At 71.0% G+C, this 15,293-nt stretch carries 14 protein-coding genes and 1 pseudogene; 10 read left to right on the top strand and 5 right to left on the bottom strand.

What is annotated here, in order from left to right; genetic code table 11:
* Positions 1-71: 71 nt before the first annotated feature.
* The 3 genes from MXD61_RS25025 to MXD61_RS25015 are packed head-to-tail and all read left to right on the top strand — an operon-like array spanning position 72 to position 7,689.
* The gene (locus MXD61_RS25025) at positions 72-4,634 is read left to right on the top strand and encodes a WD40 repeat domain-containing protein (protein ID WP_248815868.1); all 4,563 of its coding nucleotides are present in this window, start codon (positions 72-74) and stop codon (positions 4,632-4,634) included.
* Positions 4,625-6,865, top strand: coding sequence for a serine/threonine-protein kinase (locus tag MXD61_RS25020; RefSeq protein ID WP_248815867.1), 2,241 nt, complete (start codon positions 4,625-4,627; stop codon positions 6,863-6,865). The genes MXD61_RS25025 and MXD61_RS25020 overlap by 10 nt, the downstream gene beginning before the upstream one ends.
* A 29-nt stretch (positions 6,866-6,894) precedes the next feature.
* Positions 6,895-7,689 (top strand): tyrosine-protein phosphatase, encoded by a 795-nt coding sequence (locus MXD61_RS25015; protein WP_248815866.1) that lies wholly within the window; start codon positions 6,895-6,897, stop codon positions 7,687-7,689.
* On the opposite strand, the gene MXD61_RS25010 is transcribed toward MXD61_RS25015, so the two are convergent.
* Complete coding sequence (locus tag MXD61_RS25010) at positions 7,673-8,701, bottom strand: zinc finger domain-containing protein (RefSeq protein WP_248815865.1); 1,029 nt, start codon at positions 8,699-8,701, stop codon at positions 7,673-7,675. The genes MXD61_RS25015 and MXD61_RS25010 overlap by 17 nt on opposite strands.
* A gap of 374 nt (positions 8,702-9,075) precedes the next feature.
* Between MXD61_RS25010 and MXD61_RS25005 the strand changes: the two genes are divergently transcribed.
* Positions 9,076-9,588 carry a cupin domain-containing protein gene (locus MXD61_RS25005; protein WP_248815864.1) on the top strand — a complete coding sequence of 171 codons (513 nt, stop codon included), beginning with the start codon at positions 9,076-9,078 and terminating at the stop codon, positions 9,586-9,588.
* Between the two features lie 156 nt (positions 9,589-9,744).
* Here the strand turns inward: MXD61_RS25005 and MXD61_RS25000 are convergent, their stop codons facing one another.
* The 3 genes and pseudogenes from MXD61_RS25000 to MXD61_RS29035 all read right to left on the bottom strand — a co-directional run.
* The gene (locus MXD61_RS25000; protein WP_163550812.1) at positions 9,745-10,050 is read right to left on the bottom strand and encodes a hypothetical protein; all 306 of its coding nucleotides are present in this window, start codon (positions 10,048-10,050) and stop codon (positions 9,745-9,747) included.
* 275 nt (positions 10,051-10,325) lie between these two features.
* Complete coding sequence (locus MXD61_RS24995) at positions 10,326-10,598, bottom strand: MFS transporter (RefSeq protein ID WP_248815863.1); 273 nt, start codon at positions 10,596-10,598, stop codon at positions 10,326-10,328.
* A gap of 19 nt (positions 10,599-10,617) precedes the next feature.
* Positions 10,618-10,725: pseudogene (locus tag MXD61_RS29035) on the bottom strand (MFS transporter); the annotation flags it as partial.
* 201 nt (positions 10,726-10,926) lie between these two features.
* On the opposite strand from MXD61_RS29035, the gene MXD61_RS24990 reads away from it, so the two are divergent.
* The 4 genes from MXD61_RS24990 to MXD61_RS24975 all read left to right on the top strand — a co-directional run bounded on the left by MXD61_RS24990 (position 10,927) and on the right by MXD61_RS24975 (position 12,995).
* Entirely contained in the window at positions 10,927-11,766 is an 840-nt protein-coding gene (locus MXD61_RS24990; protein ID WP_248815862.1) for an SDR family NAD(P)-dependent oxidoreductase, read from the top strand.
* Positions 11,767-11,836: 70 nt separating this feature from the next.
* Complete coding sequence (locus tag MXD61_RS24985; RefSeq protein ID WP_248815861.1) at positions 11,837-12,004, top strand: hypothetical protein; 168 nt, start codon at positions 11,837-11,839, stop codon at positions 12,002-12,004.
* Entirely contained in the window at positions 11,979-12,740 is a 762-nt protein-coding gene (locus MXD61_RS24980; protein WP_248815860.1) for an LLM class flavin-dependent oxidoreductase, read from the top strand. The genes MXD61_RS24985 and MXD61_RS24980 overlap by 26 nt, the downstream gene beginning before the upstream one ends.
* 3 nt (positions 12,741-12,743) lie before the next feature.
* On the top strand, positions 12,744-12,995 hold the full coding sequence (locus tag MXD61_RS24975) for a hypothetical protein (protein ID WP_248815859.1): 252 nt from the start codon (positions 12,744-12,746) through the stop codon (positions 12,993-12,995).
* 52 nt (positions 12,996-13,047) lie between these two features.
* On the opposite strand, the gene MXD61_RS24970 is transcribed toward MXD61_RS24975, so the two are convergent.
* The gene (locus MXD61_RS24970; RefSeq protein ID WP_248815858.1) at positions 13,048-13,323 is read right to left on the bottom strand and encodes a hypothetical protein; all 276 of its coding nucleotides are present in this window, start codon (positions 13,321-13,323) and stop codon (positions 13,048-13,050) included.
* On the opposite strand from MXD61_RS24970, the gene MXD61_RS24965 reads away from it, so the two are divergent.
* Together MXD61_RS24965 and MXD61_RS24960 are read left to right on the top strand one after the other, a co-directional pair.
* Positions 13,281-13,763, top strand: coding sequence for an alpha/beta hydrolase fold domain-containing protein (locus MXD61_RS24965; protein ID WP_308222846.1), 483 nt, complete (start codon positions 13,281-13,283; stop codon positions 13,761-13,763). The two genes, MXD61_RS24970 and MXD61_RS24965, sit on opposite strands and share 43 nt — an antisense overlap.
* Positions 13,764-14,176: 413 nt before the next feature.
* Positions 14,177-15,271, top strand: a complete 1,095-nt coding sequence (locus MXD61_RS24960) for an aromatic ring-hydroxylating dioxygenase subunit alpha (protein WP_248815857.1) — start codon at positions 14,177-14,179, stop codon at positions 15,269-15,271.
* The last annotated feature ends 22 nt before the right edge of the window (positions 15,272-15,293 follow it).

Below are 15,293 nucleotides of genomic sequence, written 5' to 3'. Positions count from 1 at the left end.
TGGGCTCGCCCCGGGTTGCCGGGCGGCGAGGTGGCCGGCGGGGCATCGGGGGATGCTACGGGGGATGCGCCATGGTCGGCGTCCATATGGGCGAACGCACGCACCTGGACACCGCACGGACGCGGGCGGTGCTGGTCGGTGTCGGGGCACAACGGCCCGGGGGCGGGATCGAAGCGGTCACGCAGGCCCGGCGCACCGTGACCGACCTTGCCGACGCGTTGGCCCGAGGCTGCGGGCTCGCGGGTAGGCAGGTTCAGGTGCTCGCCGATCCGGCGTCGCCGGCCGAGGTCACCACGGCACTGTCCGCGGCCGCGGCGGACGCGACGGACCTGCTGGTGTTCTGGTATGTCGGCGCCCTCGTGCGCGGCGCCCACGGCGAGATCTTCCTGGCCACCGCCGGCACGGACGGCGACGTCGAACGGTTGGCCGACACGGGGCTGGGCTTCCTCGAGATCATGGCGATCGCGGCGGGGAGCCGGGCGCGTCGGGTCGCGCTGGTCATCGATGCCTACGAGACGGGTGGCGCGCAGGGGGCCGCGCGTCCGATCGGCGGGGCGCAGAGCCCGGCCGGGCGGATCGACGTGCTGGTCAGCGCGGCGGCTGACCTGGTGTCCCTGGCGGCGCCCGGCGCCGAACGCACCGCGCTGACCGGCCTGTTGATCTCCCTGCTCGTCGCCGGGGACCCGGACGGCCCGCCCGAGCTGACCCTGGAGGACCTGTACCGGCGGTTGCGGCCACGACTCGCCGACGCCCTGCCGACCCGGCGGATCGTCAGCAACTGGGCCGATCTGCTGATCATGGCCACCAACCAGGCCCACACCTCCCCCGGCCCCGAACTGCCCGGCCCCGAGCGATCGGACACCGACGCGGACGGTGATGATTTCGTCACCCGGCGGGTCGAGTCGCCGGTCGTCGCCCGGCAGGTGTGCCCGTACCCGGGACTGACGTCGTTCGACGCGGCGAGTGCGCAGTGGTTCTTCGGCCGGGACCGGGCCGTCACCGATCTGCTCGCCCGGCTCCGGGAACGGCTCGCGGGGGCGGGTCCGCTGGTCGTGGTCGGCGCGTCGGGGGCGGGCAAGTCGTCGCTGCTGCGGGCCGGGCTGGTGCCGGCGCTGGCCGCCGGCCGGCTGCCCGGCTCCGCGGGCTGGCCGCGGATCATCATGACACCCACCGCGCAGCCACTGCGCGAACTCGCCGCCCGCCTCGCTCAGGCGACCACGGTGCCACTGCTGGCCAGCACCCAGCTCGAGGCCCTGGTCAGCGACCCGAACCGGTTCGCCCATGCCCTCACCGAGCTCCTCGCCCTGCGCACCACCTCGGACGGGGCAGCGCCGACCCCCGAGACGGCGGCGTCGGGAGCGACACGAAGGATCGTGCTGGTCGTCGACCAGTTCGAGGAGCTGTTCACCCTCAGCGACGAGGCTGACCGGGGGACGTTCATCCGCTGCCTGCGTGCGGTCAGCACACCGGCGGACGACGGGACGCCGGCGCCCGCCGTCGTCGTGCTCGGGGTGCGGGCCGACTTCTACGGCCACTGCGCCGCCCACCCGGAGCTGCTCGACGCGTTGCAGTCCGGTCAGGTCATCGTCGGGCCGATGACGACGCACGAGGTCCGCGACGCGATCGTGCGCCCGGCGGAGCTGGTCGGGTTGACCTGCGAACCAGGTCTGGTCGATCTGCTGCTGCATGGGCTGGGTGCCGGCGGCGGCGACAGCGACGGCGCTCCCCGCGACAGTGGATGGGACGCGGACGGCGGCGGCGGTTCGGTGATCGGCGATCCGGGGGCGCTCCCCCTGCTCGCCCATGCGCTGCTCACCACCTGGCAGCAGCGTGAGGGCCGGACGCTGACCGTCGCCGGGCACCTGCGCGGTGGCGGGCTGGTCGGTGCGATCGCGACCACCGCCGAACAGGCCTACGCCGCACTCGACCCCTCGGCCCAGGCGGCGGCCCGCGAACTGCTCATGCGGCTGGTCCGCATCGGCGAGGCCACCGACGACACCCGTCGCCGGATGCGCCGCGAGGACCTGCTCGACGAGGTCAGCGACACCGCTGCCGGCACCCGTGTCCTCGACGGCTTCATCGCGGCCCGGCTGATCACGACGGACGCGGACAGCGTGCAGCTCGCCCACGAGGCGCTGCTGCGATCCTGGCCACGGCTGCGGCAGTGGATCGAGTTCGACCGGGTCGGTGCCCTCACCCGTCAGGAGGTCACCGAGGCCGCCGGACGTTGGGACGGCGGGGGACGGGACCCGTCCTACCTGCTGTCGGGGACCAGGCTGGCCACCGCGAGCGAATGGGCGGCGGTGGGTGACCATCGGGCCGGGCTGTCCGGCACGGCGGCGGCGTTCCTCGACGAGAGCGTCGCCGGGGAGCAGGCCGGTGCGCGGACCGCCCGGCGCCGCACCCGCCGGCTGCAGCAGCTCGTCGCCATCCTGACGGTGCTCGTCCTGTTCGCCGTCGCCGCGACGGTGTATGCGTTGCACCAGCGTTCCACCGCCGAGCATGACCGTGGTCTGGCACTGTCCCGGCAGGTCGCCAACCAGGCGGACTCGCTGCGCGGCTCCGACCCGCTGCTGGCCGCACAGCTCGGCCTGGTCGCCTACCGTTACGCCGACACCACCGCCGCCCGCGGCGCCGTGATCAACTCGCTGTCGAGCGGTTACGGGTTCGCCACCCGCCGGCTCGGCGGGCACTGGGCGGCCGTCACCGCCACCGCCTACAGCCCGGACGGCCGGCTGCTGGCCACCGGCAGCAACGACTGGACGACAGATCTGTGGGACGCCCGCGACCCGGCGCGCGGCACACCGCTGGCGAAGCTCACCGGCCATCGGCTGGCGGTGAAGTCGGTGGCCTTCAGCGCGACCGGCCATCTGCTCGCCACCGGCAGCGACGACCACACGGTGCGCCTGTACGACCTGGCCGATCCGACGAAGCCGGTGTTCCTCGCGACCCTGCCCACCGCCGCGTCCACCTCGGTGTTCGGTCTCGCCTTCAGTCCGGACGGGCGGACACTGGCCACCGGCGGCTATGGCACGCACGTCCGGCTGTGGAACATCAGCGAGCCGAGGCGGCCGGTAGCCGGCGCGGACCTGGTCGGGCACACCGCCGAGGTGCGCGCCCTCGCCTACAACCCTGCGGGCACCCTCATCCTCACCGGCAGTGACGACGGGACGGCCAGGTTGTGGGACGTCACCGACCCGGCCCAGCCGCGGGAGATCTCCCAGCTCGCCCGTGAGGACGGCACCGGGCTGGTGCTCGACGCGAACCAGCAGGTCCGCGCGGTCGCGTTCAGTCACAGCGGGCGCAGCGCCGCCACCGGCAGTTTCGACACCACCGCGCGGGTGTTCACCGTCACGGATCCGGCGCATCCGCGGCAGATCTACGTCGACGACCAGACCTCGTCGGTGGACTCCGTCGCCTTCAGCCCGGACGGGCAGATGCTGGCCCTCGCCAGCGCCAGCACGGTGAAACTCGTCAACCCGCTGCACAACGACGATGCGCTGGAACTGCTCCCGCATCCGGCCAAGGTGCTGGGCCTCGCGTTCAGCCCGGACGGGCGGACACTCGCGACCGGCGCGGCCGACGCCTCGATGCGCCAGTGGTCGGTACTGGACCACACCCTGGCCGGGCACACCAAGTTCATCTGGAACGCCCTGGTCGCGCCGAACGGCCGGTTCGTGGTCACCGGCGCCTACGACAACACCACGATGCTGTGGGATCTGGCCGACCCGGCACGCCCCCGCTCGATCCAGACCCTGACCGGACACGACGGCGCGATCAACGGCCTGGCACTCACCGGTGACAGTCGCACCCTGGCCACCTCCGGCCAGGACGGCAGGATCATGCTGTGGGACACCACCAACCCGCGGCACGTCACCGCGCTCGCCACGATGCGGGAAAGCGCCTACATCGTCGGTGAGCTGGTCTTCAGCCCCGACCGGCGGACGCTGTACGCCGCCGTCGGCGATGGTGAACTCGCCGTCTGGGACGTCCACGACCCGCGGGCGCCGCGGGCCCTGGCCCGGGTGAACGCCCACCGGTTCGGCCTGACCGCCGTCGCGGTCAGCCCCGACGGGCACACCCTGGCCACCGGCGGCCCCGACCATCAGCTGCGACTGTGGGATGTGCGCACCCCCGGCCGTCCGGCGCCGCTGGCCACCCTCGGCGGGTTCCCGGCCACCGTCACCAGCATCCGGTTCAGCTCGGACGGACAGACGATGGCCGCCGGCACCGAATCCCAGGTGCGCACCTGGGACGTCCGTGACCTGCGGCGCCCGGTCGCCGCGAAGACCTACGTCGGCGCCACCGCCACCGTCAACTCCATCACCTACACCCCGGACGGCCGCGGGATCACCGCCGCCGTCAGCGACGGAACCGTCGTCACCTGGGACGTGGCGCATCCGGCCGCGTCACCGGTGCGCCTCGGGGGACGCCGTGGCGCCATGGTCGCGGTCTCCTACACCCCCGACGGCCGCTACCTGGTCGGTGGGCCCAACCAGGTCGTCGGGTTCGTCTGGGACACCGACACCGAACGGGTCGTCGACCAGATCTGCACCCGGATGGGTGACCCGATCACCCGGGCGGAATGGGCCCGCTACCTGCCCGATCTGCCCTACCGGCCGCCGTGCCGGTGACGATCGACCGGGCGCGCCTCGCCGCCGGGCTGCCTCGCTTCGAGATCGGCGAGCTGCTCGGCCGCGGGGCGTTCGGCGCCGTGTTCGCCGCACGCCAACGGCTGCTCGACCGGATGGTCGCGCTCAAGGTGCTCGATCTCACCGACGACGACCACGACCTCGACCTCGACGACCACGAGGGCGACCATGGGCGCGAGCGCGGGTTGACTGGTGGCAGCGGTCTGGCCGCGGGCGCGCGGGCCCGGTTCGCCGCCGAGTCGCAGCTGCTCGCCTCACTTGACCATCCACATGTCGTGCAGGTCTTCGACGGCGAGGAGGTCGACGGCCTCGGCGTGATCATCATGGAGTTGCTGCCACGCGGAACGGTGCGCGCCCGCGCCCGAGCCGGCCCGGTCTCGCTGGCCGAGATCTGCGCGGTGGGGATAGCCACCGCCGAGGCGCTCGGCTACGCCCACGCGGCCGGGGTTCTGCACCGCGACATCAAGCCGGCCAACCTCATGTTCGCCGCCGATGACACGCCGAAGGTCGTCGACTTCGGCATCGCCAAGATCGTCGAGAACGTCACGTCGACGACCGCGAGCGTCGCCGGGACCTATCCGTACATGGGCCCGGAGATCTTCGGTTTCGGCCGTCCGGGTTTCGCCACCGATGTGTACAGCCTCGGCGTCGTCCTCTACGAACTGCTCACCGGACGGCTACCGTTCGGCCCACGGCTCACCTTCGCCGAATACGGCCGTCACCATCACCAGGTCCCACCCCCGCCGATGCCGGACGTCCCGACCCCGCTGGCGGACCTGGTCGCCCGAATTCTGAGCAAGGACGCCAGCCGCCGGCCCACCACCCGACAGCTCGCCGTCGAACTCGCCGCGACCGCCGGAACGCTGCTCGGTCCGACCTGGCTACGCGACAGCGCCCTGCCGCTGAAGGTCGCCGAGGACATCCACGCCGCCGCCCGCGACGCCCAACCACCCCGCCGCCGCGGCCGCGGCCGCCGAGACCGCTCCGCCACCTCCGGACCAACCGCCGGCACCACCGCATCCGGCAACGTCACCGTGTCCGGTGATTCCGGATCGTCCGGCAGGTCCGCCGACACCCGGTCGTCCGGCGGACGGGAGAGGACGGACGGCCCCGCGGCACCCACCATCGGCATCGACCGCGCTGGTGCCGACCGCGCTGGTGGCGACCGGTCTGGTGGCGACCGGTCTGGTGCCGAGCAGACGACGCATCCATCACGACCGGGACCGGCCGACCCGCCGACGGCCACCCGGCGCTGGCGGCTCGGGCGAGCAACGGGACGCCCGGCCCGTACCGTCGACACGCACCTCGACGTGCACGTCGATGATCCGGGCGGGATCGCCGTCGCAGCGGACGGCACGGTGTACGTGGCGCAGACGGTGCGCCACCAGGTCGTGCGGATCTCACCGCGGGGGACGGTCACCCTGGTCGCCGGCCGCGACGGCAGCGGATTCGCGGGTGACGGCGGCCCCGCGCACCAGGCGGCGCTCGACAGCCCGCGTGCCGTCGCCGTCGGACCACAGGGCGAGCTCTACATCGCCGACACGTTCAACAACCGCATCCGCCGGGTCACCCCGGACGGGACGATCACCACCGTACTCGGCGGCTCCGACGGTTTCCGCGGGCTCGCCGGTGGGCCGCCGCTGGCGCATCCACGGGGTCTGGCGGTGGACGGCGCGGGCACCCTGTTCGTCGCCGACACCGGCAACCACCGCGTCCTGCGACGAGGCGCCGACGGAACCCTCACCCGTCAGGCTGGCACCGCCCGAGCGGGAATGAGCGGGGACGGCGGTCCCGCCACCGACGCCGAACTGCACGAACCGCACGGCCTCGCCCTGGGCTCGGCCGGGCGGCTCTACCTCGCCGACACCGGCAACGGCCGACTCCGCCGGGTCGACGCCGACGGCCGGATCACCACCCTCGCCGGGACGTTCCCCGGCCGCCAGGCCCGCATGCCGGGCGGACTGGCCGACGCGATGCCCGCTCTCGCCGCGGTGCTGTACCGCCCGCAGGAGATCGCTGTGGCCGCCGACGGCACCTGCCACCTGCTCGACGTCACCGAGCAGACGATCTACCGGATCACACCGGACCTGCGGCTCAGCCGGGTCGGCGGCCCGCCGGCCGGGCCCCGCGACGCCCGCGGCATCGGTCTGCTGCCGGACGGCAGCTGGATCGTCGCCGACGCCGCCCAACGCACCCTCGTCCGCCTCGGCTGAGCGCACAGCCGGAGGTATCGTCCTTCTCCGTGACCGCTGCGCAGTATGTGCCCGGATGGATTGATCTGGTCGGCGCCCACAACGTCCGAGATCTTGGTGGTCTGCCCGCGGCGGGGGGCACCGTGCGGCGGCGGGTGCTGCTGCGCGGCGACAATCTCGACGCGCTCACCGCCGAGGACATCGCCGTGCTGGGCGAGGACGTCGCGCTACGCGGCGTCGTCGATCTGCGCGCGCCGTTCGAGAGCCCGCGGGCCGCCGAGTGGTTCCCGCGGCTCGGCATCACCTGGCTGCACGAACCGCTGGCCGACCTGACCGCGCTGTCCAACGCCGACGCCCTGGCCGACCAGGTCCGCGGCGACTACTCGGCGATGTACGCCCTGATGCTCGACAACGCCGGGCCCGGGCTCGCCCGCATCCTCGCGTTCCTCGTGGACGGCGAACACACCCCGACCCTGCTGCACTGCGCCGCGGGGAAGGACCGCACCGGCATCACGGTGGCGGTGCTGCTGTCAGTGGCCGGCGTCGAACGGTCGGCGATCATCGCCGACTACCTGGCCACCGGCGAACGTCTCGACCGGGTCCGCGCGGCCCTGGCGCGGAATCCGGCCTACCAGCACCTGATGCGGCGCGCCGCCGCCAGCGGCACGGACAGCGGGGCGGACAGCCCACCCCGCACCCCGTTCAAGATCGACCCTCGGGCGATCCACGGCGTCCTGGACGTCGTCGAGGCCGCCGAGGGCGGGGTGGCCGGATTCCTGCGCTCGCACGGTGCCACCGCCGAGCAGATCAGCGGATGGCAGCAGCTGATCATCGAACCGTACTGAGCGCGGTAGCCGGCTGGCAGCCCGGGCACCAGAACAGGTTGCGTCCGGCGAGCGTCCGCATGCGCACCTCGGTCGCGCAGACCAGGCAGGGCAGCCCCGCGCGGCGGTAGACGTACACCTCGCCGCCGTGGTCGTCGACCCGCGGTGCCCGTCCCATCGCCTCCGGGGTGTGCTCCGCCCGGACGGTGTCAATGCGTCCGGTGCGCACACCCTCGGCCATCAGGACCACCAGATCCGCCCAGATCGCCGACCACAGCGACGCCGAGACGTCCCGCCCGGGCAGCATCGGCGCGACCCCCGCCCGGAACAGCACCTCGGCCCGGTAGATGTTGCCCGGCCCCGCGATGACCGACTGGTCCATCAGCAGGGTGGCGATCGGGGTACGACTACGGACGATCCGCCGGTACGCCCGATCCGGGTCCGCGTCGCCCCGCAGCGGGTCCGGACCGAGCCGGTCGCGCAGCGCCCTGATCTCCCCCGGTTCGAGCAGCTCGCAGGCGTTGGGTCCGCGCAGGTCCGCGTACGCCACCACCCCCGCGGCACCGTCCCCGCCACCCGGGCCGTCTCCGTCGCCCCTGCCGCCCCCGCAGCCTCCGTCGCCCACGCCGCCGGCGGTGGACAGCCGCAGCCGGACCGCTCCGGTCGGCGCCGGCAGGGGCCCCGCACCCAGCGACCAGGTGCCATAGATCCCGAGATGCACATGTAGGACGAACGCCGATTCACCGATCCCACCGACCTCGGCTCGGTGCACGGCCCCGTTTTCAGCCTCGGGCTCCTGCTCGGCCGTGGACTCCTGCTCTGTCGTGGGCCCGGGGCCGGCGGCGTCGTAGAAGCCACCGAAGCCGAGCAGCAGGTGCTTTCCCAACGCCTCGGCACCGGTGAGGATCTGCCCATCCAGACGATGCGCGCCGGCGGCGAAACGACCCTGCGGACTCATCGCACGCACGGTGTGGCCCTGGAACATCCGCCGGTGCGCGGCGGCAAGCCGGTGCACAGTGTGACCTTCTGGCATGGTCGGACAACCATACCGGCCCCGCCCATCCCGCCCGAGCGGGCTCGCGAGCAGCACCCGACGTGATCAGACGGGCACCAGAGAAGCGGGGGGCGAATGGTCGGCGACGCCGACAGCGCCGCCAAGGGAACAATCCGCCCGAACTGCCCATAAGGATCGGCGACCGTGTCGCCCGACCGGCGGCCGTCAAAGTGGGGCACCCAGGCATCCTTGACTGCGTCCGGCGTATGCCGCAATGTCTGGGACAGCAGTCCATCCCGCCGTCCGTTCACATCCCTTTCGGCCCACTTCACTCACGGGCGCGGCATGCCCAGGAGCGTCGCGCTCGACACCCGGGTCGTTGCGGCCCGAAACGGTGACCACAGGAGGAATCAGTGCCAGACACCCAGGAAGCTCGCAAGATGGTTTTCTTCAGCGCAGCTGACGCGCCATCCCTGGATGACGAAGGAATGATGAGCTCTGCGGCCCTCGATCCGGCTATCGCCGAGGAAGTCGATTTCGGACCATATTCGAACGCCAGCAAGCTCTCGGTTTTATACCGGGGCACCGGGCCCGAGGGGTTCAGCCTCGTGCACGTTTCCTTCAACCCGGGCTTCCGACTGCCGCGACACACCCACAATGTCGACTGCCTGTACTACGTCGTGTCGGGTGAGATAATCATGGGATCTCGCAGGCTGCACGCCGGTGAGGGGTTCTTCATTCGGGCCGGGGTGACCTACGCGTACGAGGCCGGCGCGCAGGGAGTGGAAGTTCTGGAGTTCCGCGCGGCCACCAGCTTCGACATCCAGATTCTCGACCAGACGGTCGACCGGTGGCGCGCCATCGTGAACTCGCTGCGCGTCGGCGGCACAGCTCAGGCGGCAGACGAGCCCGTCCCCAGCTCATAGCCCCCAACGCACGACTGCCCCGGCTGACGTCCCTCACGGGACGCGCAGACCGGGGCAGTCGCATTACATGTTCTCCGGAAGCCAGGCCCCTCCGCGGCAGCTTGCTCGCCGCGGAGCACGACCCGTCACGTCAGGCCGGGCCGGTTTCCGGATGAATCACTGAGCGCCGAACGGCCGGTTCTGCTGGCCGGCACCGATGCGGTCGTTGCCGAGGTTACGGCCGATGTTGACGCCGACACCCACGCCAACAAGCTCACGCAGACGGTTCTCCACGTAACGCTCGCTGTGGTTGGCCTTGTCCGCAATCCGGGCAATCAGGTCGTTGATGTCGGTCGCCGCGTCGAGGTCCGCGGTGCTGACCTGACCGAACTGGTCCAGGATGTTGTAGCGAACCTGCCGCCAGTTCTGCCGCAGCTGCTGCTCGACCTGCTGCCGCTGCTGCTCCTGCTCGGCCTGCGCCATTCCGATCTCCTTCTTTTCTTGGTCACTTTCTCGGTGGGGTGGTGCGGGAAAAACATAACCCAGAGAAGCCCTCCCTGGAACAACACCAGGAAGAAATGCGCGAAGTGCTGCGCAAATGTCGAGGACACGACTGCGCGACAGCATTAACCCGCCGGTTCCGACACCACCCCGGATGACCGGTTCCCGAATCAGCTTCTTTCGGCCACCAGGCCCAGGTTGTCGAGCAGCCGATCCTGCGCGCACCGATAACGGCCGTTCAGGAGTCCTATCCGTCGTCAGTGCGCATCGCGGTCGCCGCTGGCCCGCGCCCGACCCCTCGAAACCGAGGCGGAAGTCGGCTCGGAAGTCAGCGCCGGAGCCGCGGCGGCGACCGGGCACGCGTGCAGTTCCGCCTCGACCTCCGAAAGGGAACGACCGTGGGCCTCCGGTACACGCAGCCGCATAAAGACCACCGACATGATCGCGATCCCGGCGTACAGGAAGAACGTGGCGGAGCGTCCAATGGATGACAGCAGCGTCAGATAGCTGATCCCCGCCACGAAGTTCACCAGCCAGTTCGCGATACCAGCCGACCGTGACGGACAACTGGTTCAGCGAGACCAGTCCACCGCGGACGTCCGGCGGGGCGATCTCGCCGATGTGGAGCGGCACGATCACGGAGGCGGACCCCACGGCGAAGATCGCCGCTCGGGTCACGAACGGGTTCCGTCCTGGTCGACCTCCATGCGTACGCGGGCGGCGTTGACAGGGGTGATGCACCTCACCTAGCCTCATATGCGAAGAATTTTCGTCCTAGCGAAACTTTGACCGACATTCCCGCGTCGGCGAAGCCGCACCGGTCCGGCGCCACGAAGGCCGGCGCCAAGGAGGATGAAAGTGATCGATCTGGGCTTGACCGGAAAGCGCGCCCTGGTCAGCGGAGCCGGCTACATCCCACAACGAGCAGGTCATGGCCGGTTCACCGCGCTCGCCCTCGCCGCGGCCGGCGCCAGCGTGGCCTGCGTGGACATCCACGAGGGACGAGCGACCGAGATCGCCACCGAGATCGAGAAGACCGGCGCGACGGCGATCCCCGTCATCGCGGACATGACGGTGCCGGCCGAGGTCGAGCGGGCCGTCGCCGAGACGGTGCGTGGGCTCGGCGGAATCGATGTCTGCGTCGACATCATCGGCCGTGCCAGCTGGGGCAACGTCGAGCAGTTGAGCCACGAGGTCTGGGACGAGACGATCCGGGAAAATCTTTCCCAGGTCTTTTACCTGTTCCAGGCTGTCAGCCGGCAGATGATCAGCCAGGGTTCCGGCGGCTCCCTCCTCGCGATCTCCTCGGTCGACGGGATCACCGCCTCCGCCTACCACGCGGCCTACGGCGCGGCCAAGGCCGGCGTGCTCTCCCTCGCCCGGACCTTCGCCGACGAACTGGGCCGCTACGGCATCCGGGTCAACACCGTGGCCCCCGGCAACGTCGGTGGCGGCAACGAGGAACAGCCGCCCGGCGAGTACGCGGTGAACGGCATCAACCCGCTGGCCGCACCCCGCGCGCACGATGTCGCGAACGCCGCGCTGTTCCTGTCCAGCGGCCTCGCCGAACGGATCACCGGGCAGACCCTCGTCGTCGACGGCGGCGCGACCATCCAGTCGCTGTGGGGGCTACGGCCCGGCGACGCAGCCGAGTTCTCCGAGACGACCTACCTGGCCGCGACCGGTCAATCCACCTGATGCGCCCGGTGACCGACGTGTCGCCGCCGCCCGTCCCGGTTCCCGCTGAGCTGATCGCGAGGACAAACACATGAAACTGGACCTGCTGTACGAGTTCCAACCCAAGATCGGGCCATACCCGGAGCCCTTCCCGCACGGCCAGAAGAAAGCCGAACAACAGACTGGAGTGGGGCACCGGGCGTTCCACCCCGAACGAGCAGCTCGCCTTCGGCGTGCCGGCGGACGACCGGTCGCGTGAACTGTGGCAGGAGGCGTTCGAGTTCGTCATCGCCGCCTGGACGAACGAGAAGCTGTCCTGGAAGTCACCGAGCATCGACTTTCCGGAACGGTTCATCACTCCCCGGCCCTACCAGGACCCGCATCCGCCGGCCTGGCTCGCCACGGCGAGTGAGACGTCCGCGTTCAACGCGGGCCGGCTCGGCCTTGGCCTGTTGTTCTTCGCCCTGATGCAGCCGGTGTCGAAAATGGCCGAGCACATCGCGACCTACCGGCGCGGACAGGCGGAATGCATCACCCCGCTGCCGGCCTTCGCGAACGACCGGGTCGGCGCCTACACGCTCGTGCACTGCACGGATGACCCCGAGGAGGCCGCCCGCTACGGCCTGTGGGACTCGGTCCGCTGGTGGTACCAGAACCTCGCCGAGTTCACCCTCGAATGGGAACTCGCACATCTGTCGGCCGAGGAAAAAGCGCAGGTCTTTCCACTGCTGGAGCCCACCATTCGCGGCGACATCGACATCCGGTCCTACACCGAGCAGGATATGGTCATCATCGGGACGCCAGAGGAGTGCCTGGAAAAAATTCTCCGGTACGAGCAGGCCGGTGTCGACCAGTTACTGTGCTACACCCAGTTCGGCACGTTGCCGCATGAGAAGGTGCTGCGCAGCATCGAACTGCTCGGCACGAAGGTCATCCCGGAGCTGGAGAAGCGGGGCCATCGTGTCGACTACGAAAAGCTCTTCGGAGGAGTGTGATCGATGGACATGATCTCGCAGCTGCGTGAGGAGGCCTACCGCCAGGCGGTGGAACAGGCCCGGGGGGAAGCTGAGGCGGGCTTCGAGGCGGCAGCCACCGCCAACGCCGAGAACCCGGACACCGCGGAGCCCGCGGACCCGACGACCACCACGGACGCCACGGACGCCACGGACGCCACGGACGCCACGGACGCCACGGACGCCACGGACGCCACGGACACAGCGAAGCCCGCGGAGCGCGGAGACGCGCGCTGACGCGGAGGTTCGGGCAGGCGGCGGGTCTGAGGCTGGTCGGGCAGCCGGAGACTCAGGTGGCGAGGCGTCCGCGGGTCTGCTTGGTGACAATGGTGGCGCAGGCACGCACGCGCGCACCGATGTCGAGGACCTCCCGTCCGGACAGACCCGGCGAGAAGCCCGACGCGGTGATGGCGACGAGCACCCGGTGATCGGCGTCGAACACCGGTGCCGAGGCCATACCGAGGTCGTACGTGCGGGTCGGGTCCACCGTGGGCAGGTCGTAGTTGTCGGTGAGAGACAGCGATCCTGGTTCGGCCGACTGGCCGCGCCGGCACGACCCCGCCACGCGGCCTGGTCCTGATCTCGGCATGGCTGGACCTGCACCGCACCGCGCCGAGCTACCGGTCCCGGGCCGCCCACGACCGGATGTTCTCCCTCGCGTCCGCCCGCGAAGCCGCCGACCAGTACCTTCAAGGTCATCACCCGGACGACCCGCTGGCTTCGCCCGTTCTGGGCGACGTCACCGGTTTTCCCCCGACGCTGCTGTTCGCGAGCTCCGACGAGGTCCTGCTCGACGACACGATCCGCATGGCATCCGCGTTGGCGCAGGCTCGGGTACCGGTAGCAACCAGGATCATGCCTGGTCTGCCGCACACCTGGCCCAACGTTCTGCCCGACCATCCTGACACCATCGCCGCGCTGCGCACGATCGCCCACTTCGTCGACGGCTCGTCGCCACCGGACACGAGGCCACACGCCACACCGACGCCGCCCCTGAGCCCCTGAGCCCCCCATCGCCGCACGCTCCCGATACGCCGATGTTCGACGGCCGCCACCAGCCCGTAACGGCATCGGCGGACAGTGGGCGAGCCAGCTTCACGCGGTCGTCCGCCAACGAGCCAGACGGCGGGAGATCCCATCGGCGAGGGAGCAGCAGCGGCGAGGGCAGGGGAGATGCGCTGGGAATGAGCGGAGACCGTCACCTCGACGTACGCCGGCAGGTCCACCGGCGTGCCTGGGTCCGGGGGCGAATCGCGCACGGCGCCTGACACCGTTGACGCCCAGCCGATCGACATCCAACCGAGGACAGTCGACCGGGCCCCGCACCGTGGCGGCGCCGACCAGCGGCGTCGCCCGGGGCAGGATGGCTGTTCTTCGCCTGCGCGCCCAGGCACTCGCCCACGCCCCTCGAGGTATCGATGTCAGACATCCGCGCCGCGCTGGCGGCGCCCCCCAGCGACTGTTCCTTCGATCCGGACGACTGGGCGATCCTTGCCCGGCACTGGTACCCGGTCGCGCTGTCCCGGGAGGTCGGTGACCAGCCGGTCGCGGTACGCCTGCTCGACGAGCAGTTGGTCATCTACCGAGCCGGCAGTCAGGTGGTCGTCGCCCGCGACCTGTGCCCGCACCGCGGGGTGCCGCTGAGCATGGGCGTGGGTGACGGCCATACCGTTGCCTGCGCCTACCACGGGCTGCGCTTCGGCGCCGACGGTGCCTGCGTGGCCATCCCCGCGCATCCAGCCGCGAAGATCCCGGCGCGGATGGCCCTGGCGACCTGCCCGGCCGAGGAACGCTACGGGCTGATCTGGACCTGCCTGCGCCCCGACTCCGACCGGCCTCTCCCCGGCGACACCCACACCGGCGCAACCGCCCCGGGGCGAGCCATCCCCGTCATCCCACACATGCCGCACTGGGACGATCCGGGATTCCAACGCGTGACATGTCCCAGTTTCGATCTGGCCGCCTTCGCCGGCCGCCAGGTCGAGGGCTTCCTCGACGTCGCGCACTTCGCGTTCGTGCACGCCGGCAGCTTCGCCGACCCGGACAACACCGAGGTACCCGAGTACACGTCGACCCCCACTGAGCACGGCTTCACCGCCGACTACTGGAGCACGGTCGCGAACTTCCCCCACGGCAGCGGACTGACCGCGCCGCCCGGGTTCCGCTGGCTGCGCCGCTTCGACGCCCATCTGCCGTTCACCGCCACCCTCGTCGTGCACTTCCCCGACGACGGCCGACTTTCGATCATGAATGCCGCCTCTCCGGTCTCCGCCCGCCAGACCAGGATGTTCGCGCCGATCGCGAAGAACTTTGCCACCGACCAGCCCGCGCAGGACATCTACGACTTCAACGTGCGGATCTTCGCCGAGGACCGGACCATCGTCGAGGCACAACGCCCCGAGAACCTTCCCCTGGACCCCCGGATCGAGGTGAACATTCCCGCGGACCGCAGTTCCGTCGCCTACCGGCGGGGCCTGCGCGCGCTTGGCCTGTCCCATTTCTTCACCGCCTGAACCAGTTCCGCCCATCTCCCGA

The sequence above is a fragment of the Frankia sp. AgPm24 genome (assembly GCF_023243055.1).
Classification (GTDB): Bacteria; Actinomycetota; Actinomycetes; order Frankiales; family Frankiaceae; genus Frankia; species Frankia umida.
This window is presented reverse-complemented; position numbering and strand designations above follow the sequence as displayed.

Bases quoted from the DNA above. Each gene is read 5' to 3' on its own strand.
- MXD61_RS25010 (WP_248815865.1), bottom strand. From the start codon at position 8,701: ATGCCAGAAGGTCACACTGTGCACCGGCTTGCCGCCGCGCACCGGCGG.
- MXD61_RS24985 (WP_248815861.1), top strand. From the start codon at position 11,837: ATGAAACTGGACCTGCTGTACGAGTTCCAACCCAAGATCGGGCCATAC.
- MXD61_RS24975 (WP_248815859.1), top strand. From the start codon at position 12,744: ATGGACATGATCTCGCAGCTGCGTGAGGAGGCCTACCGCCAGGCGGTG.
- MXD61_RS25025 (WP_248815868.1), top strand. From the start codon at position 72: ATGGTCGGCGTCCATATGGGCGAACGCACGCACCTGGACACCGCACGG.
- MXD61_RS25000 (WP_163550812.1), bottom strand. From the start codon at position 10,050: ATGGCGCAGGCCGAGCAGGAGCAGCAGCGGCAGCAGGTCGAGCAGCAG.
- MXD61_RS24960 (WP_248815857.1), top strand. From the start codon at position 14,177: ATGTCAGACATCCGCGCCGCGCTGGCGGCGCCCCCCAGCGACTGTTCC.